Below are 18,017 nucleotides of genomic sequence, written 5' to 3'. Positions count from 1 at the left end.
TATAAGAGACAGACCCCATATAGTGCTCACACTCGGCGCCCCAGGGCGCAAACCGGCCACTGCGATGCGCAGCGGCAGAGAGCCGAGGCGATCTTATAGCCACCCTGCTCACTGCCAGCCAGTTGGACAGACCCGACCATTAGAGACTCCCGATGCACAGCCACATCATAGAGAAACAGATCGCCACCGAGCTCAACGCTCGCCCCGAACAGGTGCAGGCCGCCGTACGCCTGCTGGATGAGGGCTCGACCGTGCCCTTCATCGCCCGTTACCGCAAGGAGGTGACCGGCGGCCTGGACGACAGCCAGCTGCGCACCCTGGAGAGCCGGCTCGGTTACCTGCGCGAGCTGGAGGATCGCCGCCAGGTGATCCTGCGCTCCATCGAGGAGCAGGGCAAACTCACCCCCGAGCTCGCCCGCGACCTGCGCGAGGCGGACAGCAAGACCCGGCTCGAAGATCTCTACCTGCCCTACAAACCCAAGCGCCGCACCAAGGGACAGATGGCCATCGAGGCCGGGCTCGAACCGCTGGCGGATCGGCTGCTGACCGATCCCATGCGGGATCCCGAGCAGGAGGCGGCCGCCTTCCTCAATGCGGAACAAGGCATCACGGACGCCAAAGCTGCCCTCGACGGCGCCCGCTACATACTGATGGAGCGCTTCGCCGAGCAGGCCGACCTGCTGGAGAAGCTGCGGGACTATCTGTGGCACAACGCCACCCTGCGCGCCCGGGTGGTGGCGGGCAAGGAGCAGGAAGGAGCCAAATTCAAGGACTACTTCGAACACGACGAGCCGCTGCACAAGGCCCCCTCCCATCGGGTGTTGGCCATGCTGCGCGGGCGCAACGAGGGAGTGCTCAACCTGGCGCTGGTGACCGGCGAGGAGGAGAGTGCCAGCCCCTGCGAGGGGATCATCGCCCATCACCTCAAGTTGAACCTGCAAAACCGCCCGGCGGACAAGTGGCTGCAGGGGGTGGTGAGCTGGACCTGGAAGATCAAGCTCTCCCTGCAGATGGAGACCGAGCTCATCGGTCGCATCCGCGAATCGGCAGAGGAAGAGGCGATCAAGGTGTTCGCCATGAACCTGCAGGATCTGCTGATGGCTGCACCGGCCGGCATGCGCTGCACCATGGGGCTGGATCCCGGCATCCGCACCGGGGTCAAGGTAGCCGTGGTGGATGCCACCGGCAAGCTGGTCGATCACGCCACCATCTATCCGTTTGAACCGAAACGCCAGGTCGATCAGAGCCTCAAGACCCTGAGCGAGCTGTGCCAGAAGCACAAGGTCGAGCTCATCAGCATCGGTAACGGCACAGCCTCCCGGGAAACCGACCGCCTGGTGAGCGACCTGTTCGAGCGCTACCCATCCGCCAAGGCCCAGAAAATAGTGGTGAGCGAGGCGGGTGCCTCCGTCTATTCCGCCTCCGAGCTCGCCTCCCAGGAGTTCCCGGATCTCGACGTCTCCATCCGTGGCGCCGTCTCCATCGCCCGCCGGCTGCAGGATCCCCTGGCCGAGCTGGTCAAGATCGATCCCAAGAGCATTGGGGTGGGCCAATACCAGCACGACGTGGGCCAGAGCCAGTTGGCGCGCCGACTGGACGCCGTGGTCGAGGATTGCGTGAACGCGGTCGGGGTGGATGTGAACACCGCCTCGGTCGCCCTGCTCAACCGGGTCTCCGGCCTCTCCCAGACCCTGGCCCAGAACATCGTCGCCTATAGAGACGACAATGGCGCCTTCCACAACCGCCAGCAGTTGCTGAAAGTGAGCCGACTCGGTCCCAAGGCGTTCGAGCAGTGCGCCGGCTTCCTGCGCATCCGCGGCGGTAGCAACCCGCTGGATGGCTCGGCGGTGCACCCGGAATCCTATCCCGTGGTGGAGCGGATCCTGGCGCAGCTACAGCAACAGGTGGAGAGCCTGCTCGGCAACAGCAGCCTGCTGCGGAGTCTGAAACCCGCCGACTACACGGATGAGCGCTTCGGCGTGCCCACGGTCACCGACATCATAGGTGAGCTGGACAAGCCGGGCCGGGATCCGCGCCCCGAGTTCAAGACCGCCACCTTCAAGGAAGGGGTGGAGAAGATCAGCGACCTGGTGCCAGAGATGGTGCTGGAAGGGGTAGTCACCAACGTCACCAACTTCGGCGCCTTCGTCGACATCGGTGTGCATCAGGACGGCCTGGTGCACATCAGCTCCCTGACCGACCGCTTCGTCAAAGATCCCCGCGAGGTGGTCAAGGCCGGTGACATAGTGAGGGTCAAGGTGCTGGAGGTGGATGCCCCCCGCAAGCGCATCAGCCTCACCATGCGCCTCGATGAGAAACCGGGGCAACCGGCTCGCAAGCCGGCGGAGCAGCGTCAGTCCACGGCAAGCGCCAAGCCGAGAAGCGAGCCGAGGAACAAACCGAGCGCCCCCAACCCTCTGGGAGGTGCCATGGGCAACGCCTTCGCCGCCGCCCTCTCCAAGGCCAAGAAGTAAGCAGCCGAAAATGCAAAAAGCCCCGCGAGGGGCTTTTTTATTGCCAGTGCCTGACGGGGCATATCATCACAGACGGCGGAGGTTGATCCCTACATCATTCAGATATCCAGGCCGAAGCTCTGGCGCGGCGCCGGCCGGCTCGCCTGCTGATAATGGTGGGCGATGACCTGATTACGTTTGTCTATATAGAGGCCGAGGGGGGTTGACTGCCCCTCTGGCTCTGCCGCCATCAGCTCCTTGCGCGCCTGCGCCTCCTTGACCGTGGCGCTGCGGGCCACGCTCAGATCCTGTGAAGAGGGCTCGACCGGTGCCAGCGCGGCGGCACGCACCTGCTGCATCTTGGCCAGGGTCGCGGCGGGATCCCCGTGGATCACGCCAATATCGATGGCCACCTCACCGCCGCTGGCATAGCGCTTGCCGTCCGGCCCATAGGCATACTCATAGGTCGGGCTACCCGCATGTTCCCCGCCCGCCGCCTGATGGGCCTGCTCGTGCTTGCGCACCTCCAGATCCCACTCGACCAGCACCTCTACCTGACGCTGCTGCTTCTGTTGTTCCTGCTGACCTGACTCCTGCTGCTGCCTGCGCTTGCCCTCTTCGTCCGTGGCCTCAACGAAACGCTGGGGCAAGGCCGCCGGATTGCCGGTCTGGACGTTGTCCCTGGCGGACTGGGGCTGCGAGTTGGGGTTATGGGGGGAAGATCTGGTGCTGTCTTTCTGGGAGGCGGCGCCGGATTCGGCGTTGGCGGCCTCGCTCTGGCGCAGCTGGGGGACCAGCTCGGCGCGGCGATTGTCAGTCTGCGCCGCTTCCGTCTGCGGGTGCAACTGGTTCGGAACCATGGGCGGCAGACTGACCTTGATGTTCATCTCACACCCGGCTGTCGATCAAGGCACTCATCAATACCGTCTGCGGGTGCAGCTGGTTCGGAACCATAGGCGGCAGGCTGACGTTGATGTTCATTTCACACCCGGATATCGATCAGGGTACCCAGCATGTCGCTGGCGGTCTGGATCACCTTGGCAGAGGCGCTCCCCTGCAGCTCGGCCACCTTGAGATTTACCAGCTCGTCCGGCAACTGCACCTGATCCCCCGCCGGGGTATTGAGGCGGGCGATCTGGCTGGAGGCCTGGGCGGCCTGCTGCTCAGCCCGCTGGAATCCCTGTACCCCTGTGCTCATGGCTGAATCGATACGCATTGCATCACTCCTCTGCTGTTGGCCAATTATCAACCAGAACGAGGCGTTATTGAAGCCTGCGGCTCACTATTTAGCCAATGCGGCTCAGCCGATAAATTGCCGTACCAGGGGAATGAACTGGGTCGGATGAGAGATGAAGGGCGCGTGGGACGCCTTGTCCAGCACCCGGCTCTGGCTATGGGGATAACGCTCATCCAGCAGCGGGATGGCCGCCTTGGGTACCAGTGAATCCAACCGGCCATAGATCCGCAGCCAGGGCAGACTGAGCGCCGCCAGCTCATCGCGCAGATCGATATCCGCCAGCAAGCCGAGACCCGCCTCCAGGGCCGCCAGCTCGGGAGCCGGGCGCTCCGCCAGCCAGTGGCGCAGTTGGCGGATGTCGTCACGGGCGTGTTCGCTGCCCATGGCCTGGATCGCGAGGAAGCGCTCTATGGTCTGCTTGAAATCCCCCGCCAGCATCTGATTGAAACCGGCCAGCACCTTGGGAGCTATGCCCGGCCACTCTTCCCGCGCCATGAAGCAGGGGGAACTGGCCACAGTGATCAGGGATTGCACCCGCTCGGGCTGGGTCAGGGCCAGCTGGCTCGCCACCAGACCGCCGAGGGACCAGCCGAGCAGATGACAACGCGCCGGCAAGACGGTGACAACCTGCTCCGCCAGCCAGGACAGAGAGTAATCACTGCCTTCATGCAAGGGACTGTTACCAAACCCCGGTAAATCCACCAGATGCAGTCGATAATGCTGCGCCAGTTCGGGAGCTATGCCGTGCCAGACGGCCCCGTTCATGCCCCAGCCGTGCAACAACACCAGGTCAGGGCCCTGGCCAAACCGTTCAACCGATATGCTCATCTAGACTCAAGATCCTGTTTGTCTGCTTGGAGCCTGCATGTTAAAGCGGCTGCTCGGCAAAGCAAGTCCGATCCTCGGCCACCGGTCCGACTGGCTCGGGCTGTGCCAACTCTGCCGCCAGCCCTGTGACGAACAGGCCCTGCTGTGCCATTGGTGCCTGCAGACCCTGCACCAACCCCTGTGCCGATGCCGCCTCTGTGCGGCGCCGCTGCCGGAACATATAAAGGCAGAGGAGCAGATCTGTGGCCGCTGCCAGCGCAGACCACCCCCTTGGCAACGGCTGCAGGTGATTGGAGACTACCTGCCTCCCTACCCCACCCTTATTCCCCGCCTGAAATACGCGGGCCAGATCCTGCTGGCGCCACCCCTGGCCCATATGCTGGCGGATCACCTGGATCTGGCGCAGCCCCCTGAGGTCATACTGCCCGTGCCCCTGCACTGGTGGCGCCAATGGCGGCGCGGCTTCAATCAGGCGGAAGAGCTAGCAAGCACCCTCGGCAAGATCACGGCAATCCCTTGCGACAACCGGCTGATCCAACGAACCAAGGCGACCCCGCAGCAAACCAGCCTGAGCGCGGGGCAGCGGCGGCGCAACCTGCGCGGCGCCTTCCAGATAGCGCCTCACGCCTATCGTCATGTGGCCCTGCTCGACGACGTGGTCACCACGGGCGCCACGGCGGGACGGCTCACTCGCCTGCTCCATGAGAGCGGCGTCGAACGGGTGGAAGTGTGGGCACTCTGCCGTACCCTGAGGCACATCAAGCCAGGTTGAGCGCTGGTAATGGCCGCAGAGAGGAAGGGAATAGAGGGGGCGGCTAGCTGAACCGCCTGCCATCGGCGGGCTGATGCCAAAGCAGGGCTAGTGACCACCGCCATGCTACCCAAGCCAAGCCAAGAGAGTTATCATGAATACCCTAGTCGTACACTCAGGTTTATGAGGATAGTGATGATCAGCATTTCCGACACCGCCCAGGCCCATTTCCGCAAGTTGCTGGAAAAGCAGCCTGATGGCACCAACATCCGGGTGTTTGTGGTCAATCCGGGAACCCAGAATGCCGAGTGCGGCGTATCATATTGCCCACCCGACGCGGTCGATCCGGAAGATCAACACCTGCCCTTCAGCGGCTTCGACTGCCTGGTCGATCCCTTGAGCGCCCCCTTCCTGGTGGATGCCACCATCGACTTCGTCACCGATCAGATGGGCTCCCAGCTCACCCTGAAGGCGCCAAACGCCAAGATGCGCAAGGTCGACGACGATGCCCCCCTGGCCGATCGCATCGAATACGTGCTGATGTCCGAGGTGAACCCCATGCTGGCCGGTCACGGTGGCAAGGTGACCTTGATTGACATCACAGACGACAAGCTGGCAATTCTGCAGTTTGGCGGCGGTTGCAACGGCTGCTCTCAGGTGGATTACACCCTGAAAGAGGGGATCGAGAAGCAGTTGCTGGAGAAATTCCCGGGCGAGCTCAACGGCGTGAAAGATGCCACCGAGCACCAGCGTGGCGATCACTCCTACTATTGATCTCCCCGCCCAGCCCATGAAAAAGGCCCCGCCAGAATCTGGTGGGGCCTTTTGCTATCCGGCAAACCAAATGCAAGGGCGACTACTCGTCCTTCTTGTCCCGGCTGAGCAGGGCGATGGCGGCCTCTTTCGGGTTCTTGCCCTCGTAGAGTACCTTGAAGATCTGCTCGCAGATGGGCATCTCGACGCCACAACGGGCCGCCAGCAGATGCACCTCCTTGGTGTTGCGATAGCCTTCCACCACCTGACCTATCTCGGCCATGGCGGTGTTCACGTCCTTGCCGGCACCCAGTGCCAGACCGAACCGACGGTTGCGGGACTGGTTGTCGGTGCAGGTCAGCACCAGATCCCCGAGCCCCGCCATCCCCATGAAGGTCTTGGCATCGGCACCCAACGCGGCGCCCAGACGCTGCATCTCCACCAGACCCCGGGTGATGAGCGCGGTTCTGGCGTTGGCGCCAAACCCCAGCCCGTCGGAGAGACCGGCGCCGATGGCGATGACGTTCTTCACCGCACCACCGAGTTGCAGACCGATGAAATCCGGGTTGGTATAGACCCGGAACGAGCGGCCGCAATGGAGCAGCAGGGAGAGATCGTCGGCAAAGTCGTCGTGGGTCGAGGCGACCGAGATGGCGGTCGGCAAGCCGGCAGCCAGTTCACGGGCGAAGGTCGGGCCCGAGATCACCGCCAGCGGGATCTCGTCACCCAGCACCTCGCGCGCCACCTCTTGCAGCAGGCGACCACTGTCCGGCTCCAGCCCCTTGGTCGCCCAGGCGATACGGGTATCGGGGCGCAGGAAGGGCTTGACCCGGGTCAGCACCTGGCCGAACACATGGCTCGGCACCACCAGCAGCAGCACGGGGGTGGCTTGCACCGCAGCCTGCAGATCCGAGGTCAGTTGCAAGTCGGCCGGGAAGGGCACGTCCGGCAGGAAGGCCTTGTTGCAGCGATCTTGTTCCAGCTCGGCGACGTGGGCGGGATCGTGACCCCACAGCAGGGTCGGATGACCGTTGCGCGCCAGAGAAATGGCAAGGGCGGAGCCGTAAGACCCCGCCCCCAAGACCGAGATAGCGATCTGGTCGGCCATTATCAGGCTTCCGCAGTCGCCTGCTGGGCCTGTGCTTGCGCCATGTGCTGGGCAAACAGGGCATCGAAGTTGACCGGTGCCAGGTTCAGCTGCGGGAAGGAACCCTTGCTCACCAGATTAGCGACTGCTTCACGGGCGTACGGGAACAGGATGTTCGGGCAGAAGGCGGCCAGGCAGTGAGCCAGCTGGGGCTCCGGCAGGTTGCCGATGGAGAAGATACCGGCCTGCTGCACTTCACACAGGAAGGCGGTCTCGGTTTCCAGCTTGCAGGTCACGGTCAGGGTCAGTACCACTTCGTACACGCCGTCGGCCAGCACGTTGGTCTTGGTGTCCATGTCCAGCTTGACGTCCGGTTGCCACTCTTTCTGGAAGATGTGCGGGGTATTCGGGGCTTCGAAAGAGACATCCTTGGTGTAGACACGCTGGATGTGGAATTCCGGTTGCACTTCCTGGTTGTTGATTTCGTCAGCCATTTCGTTTGATTCCTTTTTAAGATAATTAAGTGGGCGCAGGCCCTTAAATCAGCGTTTTTTGGTCACCGGCAGATTCTCTGCACGCCATTGGGCCATGCCACCGCTGAGCGTATACACCTGCTTGAAGCCGGCCTTGCTCAGTTGGCGACCCGCGCCACCAGCGGTCATCCCCGACTCGCACACCACTATGATGGGGGCGTCTTTGTGCTTTTCAACCGGGCCCAAATTATTGGCCTGGATCTGGGTGAGGGGCAGGTGGTGAGCACCGGCCAGATGACCCTTGGCGAACTCATCCTGGCTGCGAATATCCACGACGGTGGCATTCTCACGGTTGATCAGCAGGGTGGCGGCGTGGTTGTTAACTACCTTCACCGGCGAAAAACGGGCACGCACAGTGGTGTAAACCAGGGTGCCTGCCAGACCCAACCAGGCAGCGGTCAGCAGCGGGTTGCGGGTCGCGAAATCCAAATACTCTTGCATCTTCTACTATCCAGGGACCAAGACAAGTGCCCGAGTATACATGGGGCCCTTGATAAGATCAGCCATCTTGGCGGCAAAGCGAGAGCAAGCTCCCATCAGGAATTATCCCCCGATTTCCCCTCTGAAAGCGGGCTCGCCATCGGGCGCCGACGAGGCCAAACGCCAGCTTGTAAAGTGCACACCTAGGTGGGAAGACAAGCCGGCAACATGCAGAAAACAGCCGGGCAACAGTCAAAAAATCAAGGGATAGAGGGACTTGGCTATCAGGTGACTATTTCGGCAGATGTAGTAATATTACGCTAGTTTCACTTCCCGCAATTCATTCCTATCCGAGAGGACATAGCCTTATGTCAACAGCTAAGAAACCTTTGGTTCTGGTCATCATGGACGGTTGGGGCTACAGCACCAAGCAAGAGCACAACGCCGTCGCTGCCGCCAAGACCCCCAACCTCGACCGCCTCGCCCGTGACTACACCAGCACCCTGATCTCCGGCTCCGGCCTGGACGTGGGTCTGCCCGATGGCCAGATGGGTAACTCCGAAGTGGGCCACGTCAACATAGGCGCCGGTCGCATCGTCTATCAGGAGCTGACCCGCATCTCCAAAGACATCCAGGACGGCGATTTCTTCCAGAACGTCGAACTGGCCAAGGCTGTTGACGGCGCCGTCACCAAGGGCAAGGCCGTGCACATCATGGGCCTGATGTCCCCGGGTGGCGTACACAGCCACGAAGAGCACATCATGGGCATGATCGAGATGGCCGCCAAGCGTGGTGCCGAGCAGATCTACTTCCACGCCTTCCTGGATGGCCGCGACGTACCGCCGCGCTCCGCCCAGTCCTCCATCGAGCAGTTCGATGCCCTGTTTGCCCGCCTGGGCAAGGGTCGTTTCGCCTCCATGATCGGTCGCTACTACTCCATGGACCGTGACAACCGTTGGGATCGCGTGCAACAAGCCTATGACCTGATGACCCAGGGCAAGGGCGAGTTCACCGCCGACAGCGCCAGCGAAGCCCTGGCCAACGCCTATGCTCGCGACGAGAACGATGAGTTCGTCAAGGCCACCCGCATCGGTGCCGCCGCCCCCATGCAGGATGGCGATGCACTGATCTTCATGAACTTCCGTGCCGACCGTGCCCGCGAGATCACCCGCGCCTTCGTCGACAGCGACTTCACCGGCTTCGCCCGCGCGGCCGAGCCGAAACTGAACTTCGTGATGCTGACCGAGTACGCGGCCGACATCAAAGCGCCTTGCGCCTATCCCCCCACCGCCCTGGTGAACACCCTGGGTGAGTGGCTGGCCAAGCAGGGCAAGACCCAGCTGCGCATCTCCGAGACCGAGAAATACGCCCACGTCACCTTCTTCTTCAACGGTGGCGAGGAAGAGTGCTTCGCCGGTGAAGATCGCGAGATCGTCGCCAGCCCGAAAGTGGCCACCTATGACCTGCAGCCCGAGATGAGCTCCGAAGAGCTGACCGACAAGCTGGTCGCGGCCATCAAGAGCGGCAAGTACGACGTCATCATCTGCAACTACCCGAACGGCGACATGGTCGGCCACACCGGCGTGTTCGATGCGGCCGTCAAAGCCTGTGAAGCGGTTGACCACTGCATCGGTCGCGTCACCGAGGCCCTGGCCGAAGTGGGTGGCGAGTGCCTGATCACCGCCGACCACGGCAACGCCGAGAAGATGCTGGACGAAGAGACTGGTCAGGCCCATACCGCCCACACCAATCTGCCGGTTCCCCTCATCTATTTCGGTCGCAAGGCCGAGGTATTGGAAGGCGGCAAACTGTCCGATCTGGCCCCCACCATGCTCACTCTTATGGGAGTGGAAGTGCCGCCGGAAATGACTGGCAAGCCCCTGATGATTCTGAAATAATCCTTCCCCATGCGGGGATGCGAAGATATTTCAACCAAAACCAGTCGCGTCGGCCTGTTGGCCGGCGCGCTGTTTTTTTGCCTGCTCGGTAGCACCGGGGCACAGGCTGCCAACCAGCAGCTGGGGGCCATGCAGTCCGAGATTAAAGAGCAGCAGAAGACCATCAAGCTCAGCAAGCAGGAGCTGACCAAACTCAATACCCAGCTCAAGGCAGACGAGCAGGCCATCTCGGCCGCCGCCGCCAAGCTCGATCAGACCCGGCAGCAGCTCAAATCCAACCAGCAAAAACTGATGGGGCTGCAGCAAGACAAGCTGGCGCTGGAACAGCAAGCCAAGCATCAGAAGCAGTTGTTGGCCAAGCAGGCGGAAAGCGCCTTCCAGGCGGGCAACCACGATTACCTCAAACTGCTGCTCAACCAGCAGGATCCGGCCAAACTGAGCCGCTCCCTCGATTACTACGACTACCTCAACAAGGCCCGCATCGAGGCCATCGAAACCCTGCGCGCGACCCGCACCAAGCTGGCCAAGAACCAGCAGGCCACCAAGGAAACCAAGAACCGGCTGCAGACCCTGCTCGGCGAACAGCAGCAACATCACCAGAGCCTGCTGGCCAGCCAACAGAGCCGCGCCACCGTGCGCAACCAGTTGCAGCAGTCGGTGCAGGATGACGAGCAGAAGCTCACCAAGCTGGTCAAGGCGGAGAAGGCCCTCAAGGCCCGGCTGGAAGAACTGCGCCGCCAGCAGGAAGAGAAGGAGCGGCGCGAGCGCGCCGAGCGGGAACGTCTCGCCAAGGTGAAGGCCGAGCAGGAGCGCCAGCGCCGTCTGGAGGCCCAGCGCCTGGCCGCCGAGCAGAAGCGGATTGCGGAGCAGCAGCGGATCGCGGCTCAGCAACGACAAGTCGGCGAGCAGCAACGACTTGCCGCCGAACAGAAGAGAGTCAGCGAACAGCAGAACAGGGTGGAGCAGCAGCAAACCGCTGCCCGCAACAGCGCCAAGGCAAGCAATGGCTACGGCGGCCTCAGCACCAGCGGCAACCTGCGCTGGCCGGTACAGGGCCCCATCCTCATCTCCTACGGCTCGGCCCGTACCGCCGAGCTGAAGTGGAAGGGCACCCTGATCGGTGCCAGCGAAGGCACCCAGGTCAAGGCGGTGGCGCCGGGTCAGGTGGTCTATGCCGACTGGCTGGACGGCTTCGGCATGCTGCTGGTCATCGATCATGGTAAGGGCTATATGAGCCTCTACGGTCACAATCAGTCGCTGCTGCGCCAGGTCGGCCAGAAGGTGGAGCAGGGGGAACCCGTGGCCCTGGTGGGGGACAGCGGCGGTCAGGACAGACCCGGCCTCTATTTCGAGATCCGCTATCAGGGGGAAGCCATCAACCCGACCCGCTGGCTGGCAAAGCGCTGACCTCCTCGCCCACAAAAAAGCCTGCTTCGAGCAGGCTTTTTTGATCCCCTCCCTCGCCAGCACCGGCGCCGGATGATGAAAACTTACCCCTTTTTCTGGCCCCTAGGGGAAGACGATCAGGCCGATCTGTTCGAGCAGTCCCTGCTGCTGATCCTCGCTTATCTGCACCCCGTCCAGATTGACCCGGCGCAGATCCAGCCCGGGCAGATCGCACTGGCGCAGATCGCAGCCCTGCAGGTTGAAGCTGCTCCAGTCTATCTGGCCGAACTCGGAGCCGCTGAGATCGGATCCCGCCAATGAGGCGCCCAGCAGATTGGCCCCCTGCCAGCGGTTGCCACTGAGCTCGCACTTCTCCAGCAGGCAACCCTCGAAGCTCGCATAGCTGAAGTTGTTGCCGGTCAGGTGCGCCTCGCAGAAGTAGCTCCTGGCGGTGATCTGGTTCGCGAAGCTGGCGCGGGCGAAGTTGATGCCCATGGCCTGACAGTCCCGCAGCTCCAGCCCCAGGCACTGGCTGCGGCTCAGATCTGCCAGGGTGAGATCGCAGCGCAGGAAGCTGGCTTCGCGCAGATCGCAGCCCTGCAGCTGGCAGCCGAGCTCGCGCTCGCGCTCGTAGAAGCTGCAGTCGACGAAGCGGCTCTCGCTCAAATCCAGCCAGGAGAAGGTGCAGCCGATAAAGCGGCACTCCACGAACTGCTCACCTTCCACCTCCTGCTGCTCGAACCGTTTCCCCTCGAAGCACTTGCCCTTGATCATCCCGAACCTCTCCTGCTGATGGCGTCATATGCTGACTTTGTTGCGCAAAAACGGTAATGTTACCTGTAACATTTTTGCCGGATCCCGAGATGAACGACACCCGCAAGCGCCGCCCCACCCTGCAGGACATAGCCGACCTGACCGGGGTCACCAAGATGACCGTCAGTCGCTACCTGCGCGACCCGCAGGCCGTGGCCGAAGCCACCCGTGAGCGGATCGCCACCGCGGTGGAGGAGCTCGGCTACATCCCGAACCGGGCGCCGGACATGCTCTCCAACGCCACCAGCCGGGCGATCGGCATCCTGATCCCCTCCCTCTCCAACCAGGTCTTCTCCGCCGTGGTGCACGGCATAGAGGCGGTGACCCGTCCCGCCGGCTACCAGACCCTGCTCGCCCACTACGGCTACAGCCCACAGCGGGAGGAGGAGCAGGTAGCGTCCCTGCTCTCCTACAACGTGGACGGTCTCATCCTGTCGGACAGCCAGCACACGGAGCGCACCCGCAAGATGATCGCCACCGCCGGCATCCCGGTAGTGGAGACCATGGATCTGCCGCAGGCGCCCATCGACATGGTGGTCGGCATGGATCACAGGGCCGCCGCCCGGGCCATGGTAACAGAGATGCTGCGCCGGGGGCGGCGCAAGCTGGTCTATCTCGGTGCCCGCCTCGATGTGCGCACCCAGCTGCGGATGGAAGGTTATTACCAGGCGATGGCCGATTTCGGCCTCGACGGCCAGCATCTGCTGACCGAGCAATCCTCCAGCTTCACCCTGGGGGGCCAGCTGCTGATCCAGGCCCTGGCGCGCTATCCCGACCTCGATGGCCTCTTCTGCACCAACGATGACCTGGCGGTCGGCGCCCTGCTGCAGTGTCAGGCCAAGTGGATCCCCGTGCCCGAGCAGATTGCCATCGCCGGCAGCAACGCCCTCGACATCGGCCACGCCATGACCCCCAAGCTCGCCAGCATCATCACACCGCGCGAGGCCATCGGCCGCGAGGCGGCGACCATGCTGCTGGCCAGACTCGGCGGCACGCCGCTGACCGAGACCTGCAAGGACATGGGCTTCTCTCTCTATCAGGGAGACAGCCTGGGCTGACCCCCTTCCCCGCATCCTACCCTGAGTCCCGCAGCACAGAGCAGCACTCGCCACCCGCTGAAATCCCTCAAAAAAACAGGCCACACTGAGGTGGCCTGTTTGATTTCTCTAAACGACTATGGCTTAGCGTTTAACCAATTCAACCGCTTCGCGGGACAAACGGGTCACCTCGTCCCAATTGCCGGCCTTGACCGCGTCCGCCGGCAGCATCCAGGAGCCGCCAACGGTGGCGACACACTTGAGCGCCAGATAGTCGGCCACGTTTTTCGGGCCTATACCGCCGGTCGGGCAGAAGCGCACCTGGGGCAAGGGGGCTGCGATGGCGGACAGCGCCTTGGTGCCGCCGTTCGCCTCGGCCGGGAAGAACTTCAAATGATCGTAACCGGCTTCCAGCGCCTGCATCACCTCGGAGGGCGTCGCCACCCCGGGGATCAGCGGCGCCGTGCTCTGGGCGGCATGGGCCAGCAGCGCCGGCGTCATGCCCGGGGAGATGACGAAGCGGGCACCGGCGGCCACGGCGGCATCGAACTGAGCGCAGTTGAGCACGGTACCGGCGCCCACCATGGCTTCCGGCATCTCGCGGGCGATGAGGGCGATGGCGTCGAGCGCCACCGGGGTGCGCAGGGTGATCTCGAATACCGAGATGCCGCCGGCCAGCAGGGCCTTGGCCATGGGCAGGGCCTGCTCCAGGTCGTTGATGACCATCACGGGTACCAGCGGAGAGGCGGCAAACACCTCGGCGGGAGTCACTTTCCAGTTTTGCATAACGCTTCCTTAGTCAAAGATGGTGGCGCCGCACTCGGCGCTCGATACCGCGCGACGCATCACGCTGAACAGTTCACGGCCCCAGCCCTCTTGCTCCAGGCTGAGATCGATCTCGGCCGGGGTGCGGCCACTCAAGTCGGTCAAACAATCCAGGGTGCCGGCGTCGGCATCCACCCGCAGCAGATCCCCATCACGCAGCAGGCCGATGGCACCGCCGTGCAGCGCCTCCGGGGTGACGTGGATGGCGGCCGGGATCTTGCCGGAGGCACCGGACAGGCGGCCATCGGTCACCAGGGCCACCTTGTGACCCGCTTTTTGCAGGTTGCCGAGCACCGGCATCAGCTTGTGCAGCTCCGGCATGCCGTTGGCGGCCGGGCCATTGTGGCGCACCACGATAACGGCATCCTGATTGAGGTTGCCAGCCTTATAGGCCGCTTCCACCGCATGCTGGGAGGAGAAGACCCGGGCCGGCGCTTCTATGACGCGGTATTCCGGCGCCACGGCGGAGACCTTGACCACGGCGCGGCCCAGGTTGCCCGCCATCAGCTTGGTACCGCCGGTGGCCTGGAACACGCTGCCGGAGGGGGACAAGACGCTCGGATCCTGGCTCTCGCCCACCGGTTGCCACACCAGCGTGCCATCCAGTAACTGCGGACGGCTCAAGTAGTCCTGCATCTCGCCGAAGGCCGGGGTGGCATCCATGTGGATCAGCCCCTCTTGCGCCAAGCGGCGCATCAGGCCCGGCACGGCGCCGGCCTGCTCGAACGCGTTCACGTCCGCCGGGCCGTTCGGGTACATACGCACCAGCAGCGGCACCACGTCGGAAAGATCGCTCAGGTCATCCCAGGTCAGCTCCAGACCGGCGGCGCGAGCCAGCGCCACCATGTGGATGCTGTGGTTGGTGCTGCCACCGGAGGCGAGCAGGGCTACCAGACCGTTGACCAGGGAGCGCTCATCCAGCACAGCGATCAGGGGGCGGTAGGCCGGGGAGCCCGGGATCATGGCGCTGATGCGGCGGGCCGCCTCGGCGGTGAGGGCCTGGCGCAGTTCGCTGTGGGGATGCACGAAGGCGGAGCCCGGCAGCATCAGGCCCATGGCCTCGAACACCAGCTGGTTGGTGTTGGCGGTGCCGTAGAAGGTGCAGGTACCGGCCGAGTGGTAGGCGCCGCACTCCATCTGCAGCAGAGCCTCGCGGCCCACCTCGCCGGCGGCGTACTGCTGGCGCACCTTCACCTTCTCGTCGTTGCTGATGCCGCTGGCCATGGGGCCGGCGGGGACAAAAGCGGTGGGCAGATGGGCATGGGAGAGCGCCCCCATGATCTGGCCCGGGGCTATCTTGTCGCAGATGCCGAGCAGCAGGGTGGCGTCGAAGGTGTTGTGAGACAGGGACAGGGCCGTGGCCTGGGCGATGAGATCCCGGGAGAACAGGGACATGTCCATCCCCGGCTGACCCTGGGTCACGCCGTCGCACATGGCGGGCACGCCGCCGGCGACCTGGGCGCTGTGACCGAGCTCGGCCAGCACCCCCTTGATCTGGTCCGGATAGCCCTGATAGGGCTGATGGGCGCTCAACATGTCGTTGTAGGCGGTGACTATGCCGACGTTGGCACGGGTCATGTCGAGGATCCGGCCCTTCTCGTCACAGCTGGAGGCGGCCACGGCGTGGGCCAGGTTGCCACAGGCCAGGGCGGCGCGGGTCTTGCCCTGCTCGGCCTGACGCTGGATGCGGGCCTGGAAGGCGGCGCGGCGGCTGCGGCTGCGCGCGCGGATGCGATCTGTGACCGCGGTGATCACGGGATGAGTCATGACGCTTGCTCCGGTGAAATCATGGGTCGGCGGTCGGCAACCGCCGGGATCAGGGGGGGGCTCATAGGGCCTGCTCCAGTGCCGTGACGGCCCGATCGACCACCTGATCGAAGGTCCCGTCTATGTCGATATGGAATACCCCGGCCTCGCCATCCGGCCGCTCCAGGGTATCAAACTGGCTTTGTACCATGCTTTCCCGCATGAAGTGGCCCTTGCGTGCCCGCATCCGCTCGAGGATCAGCGGCTGGCTGCCATCCAGGAACAGGAAGTGCACCGAGTCGTTGCCCTCACGGATCTGGTCGCGGTACTGGCGCTTGAGGGCGGAGCAGACGATCACCCCCACCTCGTTTTTCTGCTCCAGGCTGTAGGCGGCGTCGCGGATCCGCTCAAGCCAGGGGGCGCGATCCTCGTCGTTGAGGGGATTGCCCCCCGCCATCTTCTGGATATTGGCCCTGGGGTGCAAATCATCACCGTCGATGAACTTGGCGCCGAGGATTTCAGCCACCCGAAGGCCGACGCTGGATTTGCCGCTACCACACACACCCATCACGATAATGCTCTTACCCGCCATTGTTTGACCTCTATCTCATTTTTCAAAAAACGTACCGTAGATGGGTTTTAACTTAGCACGTTACCGGTAACATGTTACCGGTAACAACGAGAAATGTGAAGTCTGCCACAGACTGAGCACAGTCCCGGTCATTCCTCAGAATGAATCGAGAAGCGATTAATAAATATAATTAAATCATGTGGATATGGCTTTCTGCCTGGGCGGAAAACTATCGCTACCGAACTTGGAATAAGGAACGCATAACAATGTCAGACCTCTCCCTGATCATGACGGCCGCCGGCTCCATAGTGCTGCTGCTCTTTCTGGTGATGAAGGCCCGCCTGCACGCCGTCGTCGCCCTCATACTGGTCTCCATGGTCGCCGGCCTCGCCGCCGGCATGAACCCGGCCGATATCGCCACCACCATCCAGAAAGGGATGGGGGGCACTCTCGGTTTCGTGGCCGTGGTGGTGGCGCTCGGCGCCATGTTCGGCAAGGTGATGGAAGTCACCGGCGCCCTCGACCGGGTGGCTCACACCCTGCTCGGCACCTTCGGCGTCAAGCGCGCCAACTGGGCCATGACCCTCACCGGCTTTGTCTGTGCCCTGCCCCTGTTCTTCGACGTGGCCGTGGTGCTGCTGATCGGGGTCGCCTTCGCCATCGTCCGTCGTGGTGGCGGCAGCGTGGTGAAAATCGGTATCGCCCTGCTGGCGGGCATCGCCACCTGCCAGGCCTTCCTGATTCCCGCTCCGGGTCCCATTCTGGTGGCTTCCCAGCTCGGCGCCGATTTTGGCTACATGATACTGTTCGGCCTGGTCGCCGCCATCCCGGCCATGATCCTGGCGGGCCCGCTGTTTGGCGAGCTGATCAGCAAGGTAGTGGATGTACCGCTCCCTGCCGATGCCCAAAACAGCGTCCATGACGACAGCAAGACCCTGCCCTCCTTCGGGCTGGCCATGGGCCTCATCGGCCTGCCACTGCTGCTGATCGGCCTCAAGACCATAGTCGGTCGTTTCGTCGAGGTCGGCTCCACCCTGCACAACTGGCTGGAGTTCATCGGTCACCCCTTCACCGCCATCATGGTCGCCTGCCTGGCCGCCTTCTACCTGCTGGGGATCCGTCGCGGCATGTCCCGTGACCAGGTGATGAACGTCTGCAACAGCGCCATCCAGCCCGCCGGCGTCATCATCCTGGTAACCGGTGCCGGTGGCGTGTTCAAGCAGGTACTGGTGGATTCCGGTGTCGGCGCCGCCCTCGGCAACATGCTGGCCGACTCCGGCCTGCCCATAGTCGCCCTGGCCTTCATCCTGGCCGCCGCGGTGCGGGTCATTCAGGGCTCTGCCACCGTCGCCATGCTGACCGCCTGCGGCCTGGTGCTGCCCATGCTGGAGCCGCTCGGTCTCAACGGTGCCCAGCTGGCCGCCGTCACCATCGCCATCGGCGGCGGTGCCATCGTCTTGTCCCACGTCAACGACTCAGGTTTCTGGCTGGCCAACCGCTACCTCGGCCTCTCCGAGAAGCAGACACTGCAGACCTGGACCGTGATGGAAACCATCATAGGCACCACGGGTGGGGTGGTGGCGATGATCATCTACAGTTTCCTGTAAGGAAGCGCACCATCGAAAAAGGCCTCCAATGTGAGGCCTTTTTCCGCTTCTTGATGATTCTTTTACTTTGGC

Annotated in this window: 17 protein-coding genes; 7 read left to right on the top strand and 10 right to left on the bottom strand. The window is 63.3% G+C overall.

Going from position 1 to position 18,017, the window contains the following annotated elements; translation table 11 throughout:
- The first annotated feature begins 152 nt into the window (after positions 1 to 152).
- The gene (locus CUC44_RS18945) at positions 153 to 2,474 is read left to right on the top strand and encodes a Tex family protein (protein WP_100861421.1); all 2,322 of its coding nucleotides are present in this window, start codon (positions 153 to 155) and stop codon (positions 2,472 to 2,474) included.
- A gap of 98 nt (positions 2,475 to 2,572) precedes the next feature.
- On the opposite strand, the gene CUC44_RS18940 is transcribed toward CUC44_RS18945, so the two are convergent.
- The 3 genes from CUC44_RS18940 to bioH form a co-directional block, all read right to left on the bottom strand.
- The gene (locus CUC44_RS18940; RefSeq protein ID WP_100861420.1) at positions 2,573 to 3,340 is read right to left on the bottom strand and encodes a putative metalloprotease CJM1_0395 family protein; all 768 of its coding nucleotides are present in this window, start codon (positions 3,338 to 3,340) and stop codon (positions 2,573 to 2,575) included.
- A 95-nt stretch (positions 3,341 to 3,435) separates the two neighbouring features.
- Positions 3,436 to 3,669 carry a flagellar biosynthesis protein FlgE gene (locus tag CUC44_RS18935; RefSeq protein ID WP_100861419.1) on the bottom strand — a complete coding sequence of 78 codons (234 nt, stop codon included), beginning with the start codon at positions 3,667 to 3,669 and terminating at the stop codon, positions 3,436 to 3,438.
- An 84-nt stretch (positions 3,670 to 3,753) separates the two neighbouring features.
- Positions 3,754 to 4,518 (bottom strand): pimeloyl-ACP methyl ester esterase BioH, encoded by a 765-nt coding sequence (gene bioH / locus CUC44_RS18930; RefSeq protein ID WP_100861418.1) that lies wholly within the window; start codon positions 4,516 to 4,518, stop codon positions 3,754 to 3,756.
- A 37-nt stretch (positions 4,519 to 4,555) separates the two neighbouring features.
- Between bioH and CUC44_RS18925 the strand changes: the two genes are divergently transcribed.
- Together CUC44_RS18925 and nfuA are read left to right on the top strand one after the other, a co-directional pair.
- The gene (locus CUC44_RS18925; RefSeq protein WP_100861417.1) at positions 4,556 to 5,290 is read left to right on the top strand and encodes a ComF family protein; all 735 of its coding nucleotides are present in this window, start codon (positions 4,556 to 4,558) and stop codon (positions 5,288 to 5,290) included.
- A 174-nt stretch (positions 5,291 to 5,464) separates the two neighbouring features.
- A complete protein-coding gene (gene nfuA, locus CUC44_RS18920) occupies positions 5,465 to 6,043 on the top strand; it encodes a Fe-S biogenesis protein NfuA (RefSeq protein WP_100861416.1) in 579 nt (192 codons plus the stop codon).
- A gap of 82 nt (positions 6,044 to 6,125) precedes the next feature.
- Here nfuA and gpsA read toward each other — a convergent pair whose 3' ends face one another.
- Genes gpsA through CUC44_RS18905 form a run of 3 tightly spaced genes read right to left on the bottom strand, consistent with a single transcriptional unit; the run spans position 6,126 to position 8,083 of the window.
- On the bottom strand, positions 6,126 to 7,130 hold the full coding sequence (gene gpsA, locus CUC44_RS18915; protein ID WP_100861415.1) for an NAD(P)H-dependent glycerol-3-phosphate dehydrogenase: 1,005 nt from the start codon (positions 7,128 to 7,130) through the stop codon (positions 6,126 to 6,128).
- A 2-nt stretch (positions 7,131 to 7,132) separates the two neighbouring features.
- Positions 7,133 to 7,603 (bottom strand): protein-export chaperone SecB, encoded by a 471-nt coding sequence (gene secB, locus CUC44_RS18910; protein ID WP_050717412.1) that lies wholly within the window; start codon positions 7,601 to 7,603, stop codon positions 7,133 to 7,135.
- 48 nt (positions 7,604 to 7,651) lie between these two features.
- Positions 7,652 to 8,083 (bottom strand): rhodanese-like domain-containing protein, encoded by a 432-nt coding sequence (locus tag CUC44_RS18905; RefSeq protein WP_100861414.1) that lies wholly within the window; start codon positions 8,081 to 8,083, stop codon positions 7,652 to 7,654.
- A 347-nt stretch (positions 8,084 to 8,430) separates the two neighbouring features.
- On the opposite strand from CUC44_RS18905, the gene gpmM reads away from it, so the two are divergent.
- Positions 8,431 to 9,960 (top strand): 2,3-bisphosphoglycerate-independent phosphoglycerate mutase, encoded by a 1,530-nt coding sequence (gene gpmM / locus CUC44_RS18900; RefSeq protein ID WP_100861413.1) that lies wholly within the window; start codon positions 8,431 to 8,433, stop codon positions 9,958 to 9,960.
- Positions 9,961 to 9,969: 9 nt separating this feature from the next.
- Entirely contained in the window at positions 9,970 to 11,367 is a 1,398-nt protein-coding gene (locus CUC44_RS18895) for a peptidoglycan DD-metalloendopeptidase family protein (RefSeq protein WP_100861412.1), read from the top strand.
- Positions 11,368 to 11,469: 102 nt separating this feature from the next.
- Here the strand turns inward: CUC44_RS18895 and CUC44_RS18890 are convergent, their stop codons facing one another.
- Positions 11,470 to 12,120, bottom strand: coding sequence for a Qnr family pentapeptide repeat protein (locus tag CUC44_RS18890; RefSeq protein ID WP_100861411.1), 651 nt, complete (start codon positions 12,118 to 12,120; stop codon positions 11,470 to 11,472).
- Between the two features lie 89 nt (positions 12,121 to 12,209).
- Between CUC44_RS18890 and CUC44_RS18885 the strand changes: the two genes are divergently transcribed.
- Positions 12,210 to 13,217 (top strand): LacI family DNA-binding transcriptional regulator, encoded by a 1,008-nt coding sequence (locus CUC44_RS18885; RefSeq protein ID WP_100861410.1) that lies wholly within the window; start codon positions 12,210 to 12,212, stop codon positions 13,215 to 13,217.
- Between the two features lie 123 nt (positions 13,218 to 13,340).
- Here CUC44_RS18885 and CUC44_RS18880 read toward each other — a convergent pair whose 3' ends face one another.
- From CUC44_RS18880 to CUC44_RS18870, 3 genes are all read right to left on the bottom strand, one after another.
- Complete coding sequence (locus tag CUC44_RS18880; protein WP_100861409.1) at positions 13,341 to 13,982, bottom strand: bifunctional 4-hydroxy-2-oxoglutarate aldolase/2-dehydro-3-deoxy-phosphogluconate aldolase; 642 nt, start codon at positions 13,980 to 13,982, stop codon at positions 13,341 to 13,343.
- 9 nt (positions 13,983 to 13,991) lie between these two features.
- On the bottom strand, positions 13,992 to 15,788 hold the full coding sequence (gene edd, locus CUC44_RS18875) for a phosphogluconate dehydratase (RefSeq protein ID WP_100861408.1): 1,797 nt from the start codon (positions 15,786 to 15,788) through the stop codon (positions 13,992 to 13,994).
- Positions 15,789 to 15,849: 61 nt separating this feature from the next.
- Positions 15,850 to 16,359, bottom strand: a complete 510-nt coding sequence (locus CUC44_RS18870) for a gluconokinase (protein WP_100861407.1) — start codon at positions 16,357 to 16,359, stop codon at positions 15,850 to 15,852.
- Between the two features lie 245 nt (positions 16,360 to 16,604).
- Here CUC44_RS18870 and gntU point away from each other — a divergent pair, with 245 nt between their 5' ends.
- Positions 16,605 to 17,945, top strand: a complete 1,341-nt coding sequence (gntU, locus tag CUC44_RS18865) for a gluconate transporter (RefSeq protein WP_100861406.1) — start codon at positions 16,605 to 16,607, stop codon at positions 17,943 to 17,945.
- Positions 17,946 to 18,017 lie beyond the last annotated feature (72 nt).

It is taken from the genome of Aeromonas lusitana (assembly GCF_002812985.1).
In the GTDB taxonomy this organism is placed as follows: Bacteria; Pseudomonadota; Gammaproteobacteria; order Enterobacterales; family Aeromonadaceae; genus Aeromonas; species Aeromonas lusitana.
Note: the sequence above shows the minus strand (reverse complement) of the source record. Positions and strands in the feature narration are given on the sequence as shown.

Excerpts from the sequence above, each read along its gene's own strand:
- secB (WP_050717412.1), bottom strand. The coding sequence starts at position 7,603 with ATGGCTGACGAAATCAACAACCAGGAAGTGCAACCGGAATTCCACATC.
- CUC44_RS18905 (WP_100861414.1), bottom strand. The coding sequence starts at position 8,083 with ATGCAAGAGTATTTGGATTTCGCGACCCGCAACCCGCTGCTGACCGCT.
- CUC44_RS18935 (WP_100861419.1), bottom strand. The coding sequence starts at position 3,669 with ATGCGTATCGATTCAGCCATGAGCACAGGGGTACAGGGATTCCAGCGG.
- CUC44_RS18890 (WP_100861411.1), bottom strand. The coding sequence starts at position 12,120 with ATGATCAAGGGCAAGTGCTTCGAGGGGAAACGGTTCGAGCAGCAGGAG.
- bioH (WP_100861418.1), bottom strand. The coding sequence starts at position 4,518 with ATGAGCATATCGGTTGAACGGTTTGGCCAGGGCCCTGACCTGGTGTTG.
- gpmM (WP_100861413.1), top strand. The coding sequence starts at position 8,431 with ATGTCAACAGCTAAGAAACCTTTGGTTCTGGTCATCATGGACGGTTGG.
- CUC44_RS18885 (WP_100861410.1), top strand. The coding sequence starts at position 12,210 with ATGAACGACACCCGCAAGCGCCGCCCCACCCTGCAGGACATAGCCGAC.
- nfuA (WP_100861416.1), top strand. The coding sequence starts at position 5,465 with ATGATCAGCATTTCCGACACCGCCCAGGCCCATTTCCGCAAGTTGCTG.
- CUC44_RS18895 (WP_100861412.1), top strand. The coding sequence starts at position 9,970 with ATGCGGGGATGCGAAGATATTTCAACCAAAACCAGTCGCGTCGGCCTG.
- CUC44_RS18880 (WP_100861409.1), bottom strand. The coding sequence starts at position 13,982 with ATGCAAAACTGGAAAGTGACTCCCGCCGAGGTGTTTGCCGCCTCTCCG.
- CUC44_RS18940 (WP_100861420.1), bottom strand. The coding sequence starts at position 3,340 with ATGAACATCAAGGTCAGTCTGCCGCCCATGGTTCCGAACCAGTTGCAC.
- CUC44_RS18870 (WP_100861407.1), bottom strand. The coding sequence starts at position 16,359 with ATGGCGGGTAAGAGCATTATCGTGATGGGTGTGTGTGGTAGCGGCAAA.
- gpsA (WP_100861415.1), bottom strand. The coding sequence starts at position 7,130 with ATGGCCGACCAGATCGCTATCTCGGTCTTGGGGGCGGGGTCTTACGGC.
- edd (WP_100861408.1), bottom strand. The coding sequence starts at position 15,788 with ATGACTCATCCCGTGATCACCGCGGTCACAGATCGCATCCGCGCGCGC.
- gntU (WP_100861406.1), top strand. The coding sequence starts at position 16,605 with ATGTCAGACCTCTCCCTGATCATGACGGCCGCCGGCTCCATAGTGCTG.
- CUC44_RS18945 (WP_100861421.1), top strand. The coding sequence starts at position 153 with ATGCACAGCCACATCATAGAGAAACAGATCGCCACCGAGCTCAACGCT.
- CUC44_RS18925 (WP_100861417.1), top strand. The coding sequence starts at position 4,556 with ATGTTAAAGCGGCTGCTCGGCAAAGCAAGTCCGATCCTCGGCCACCGG.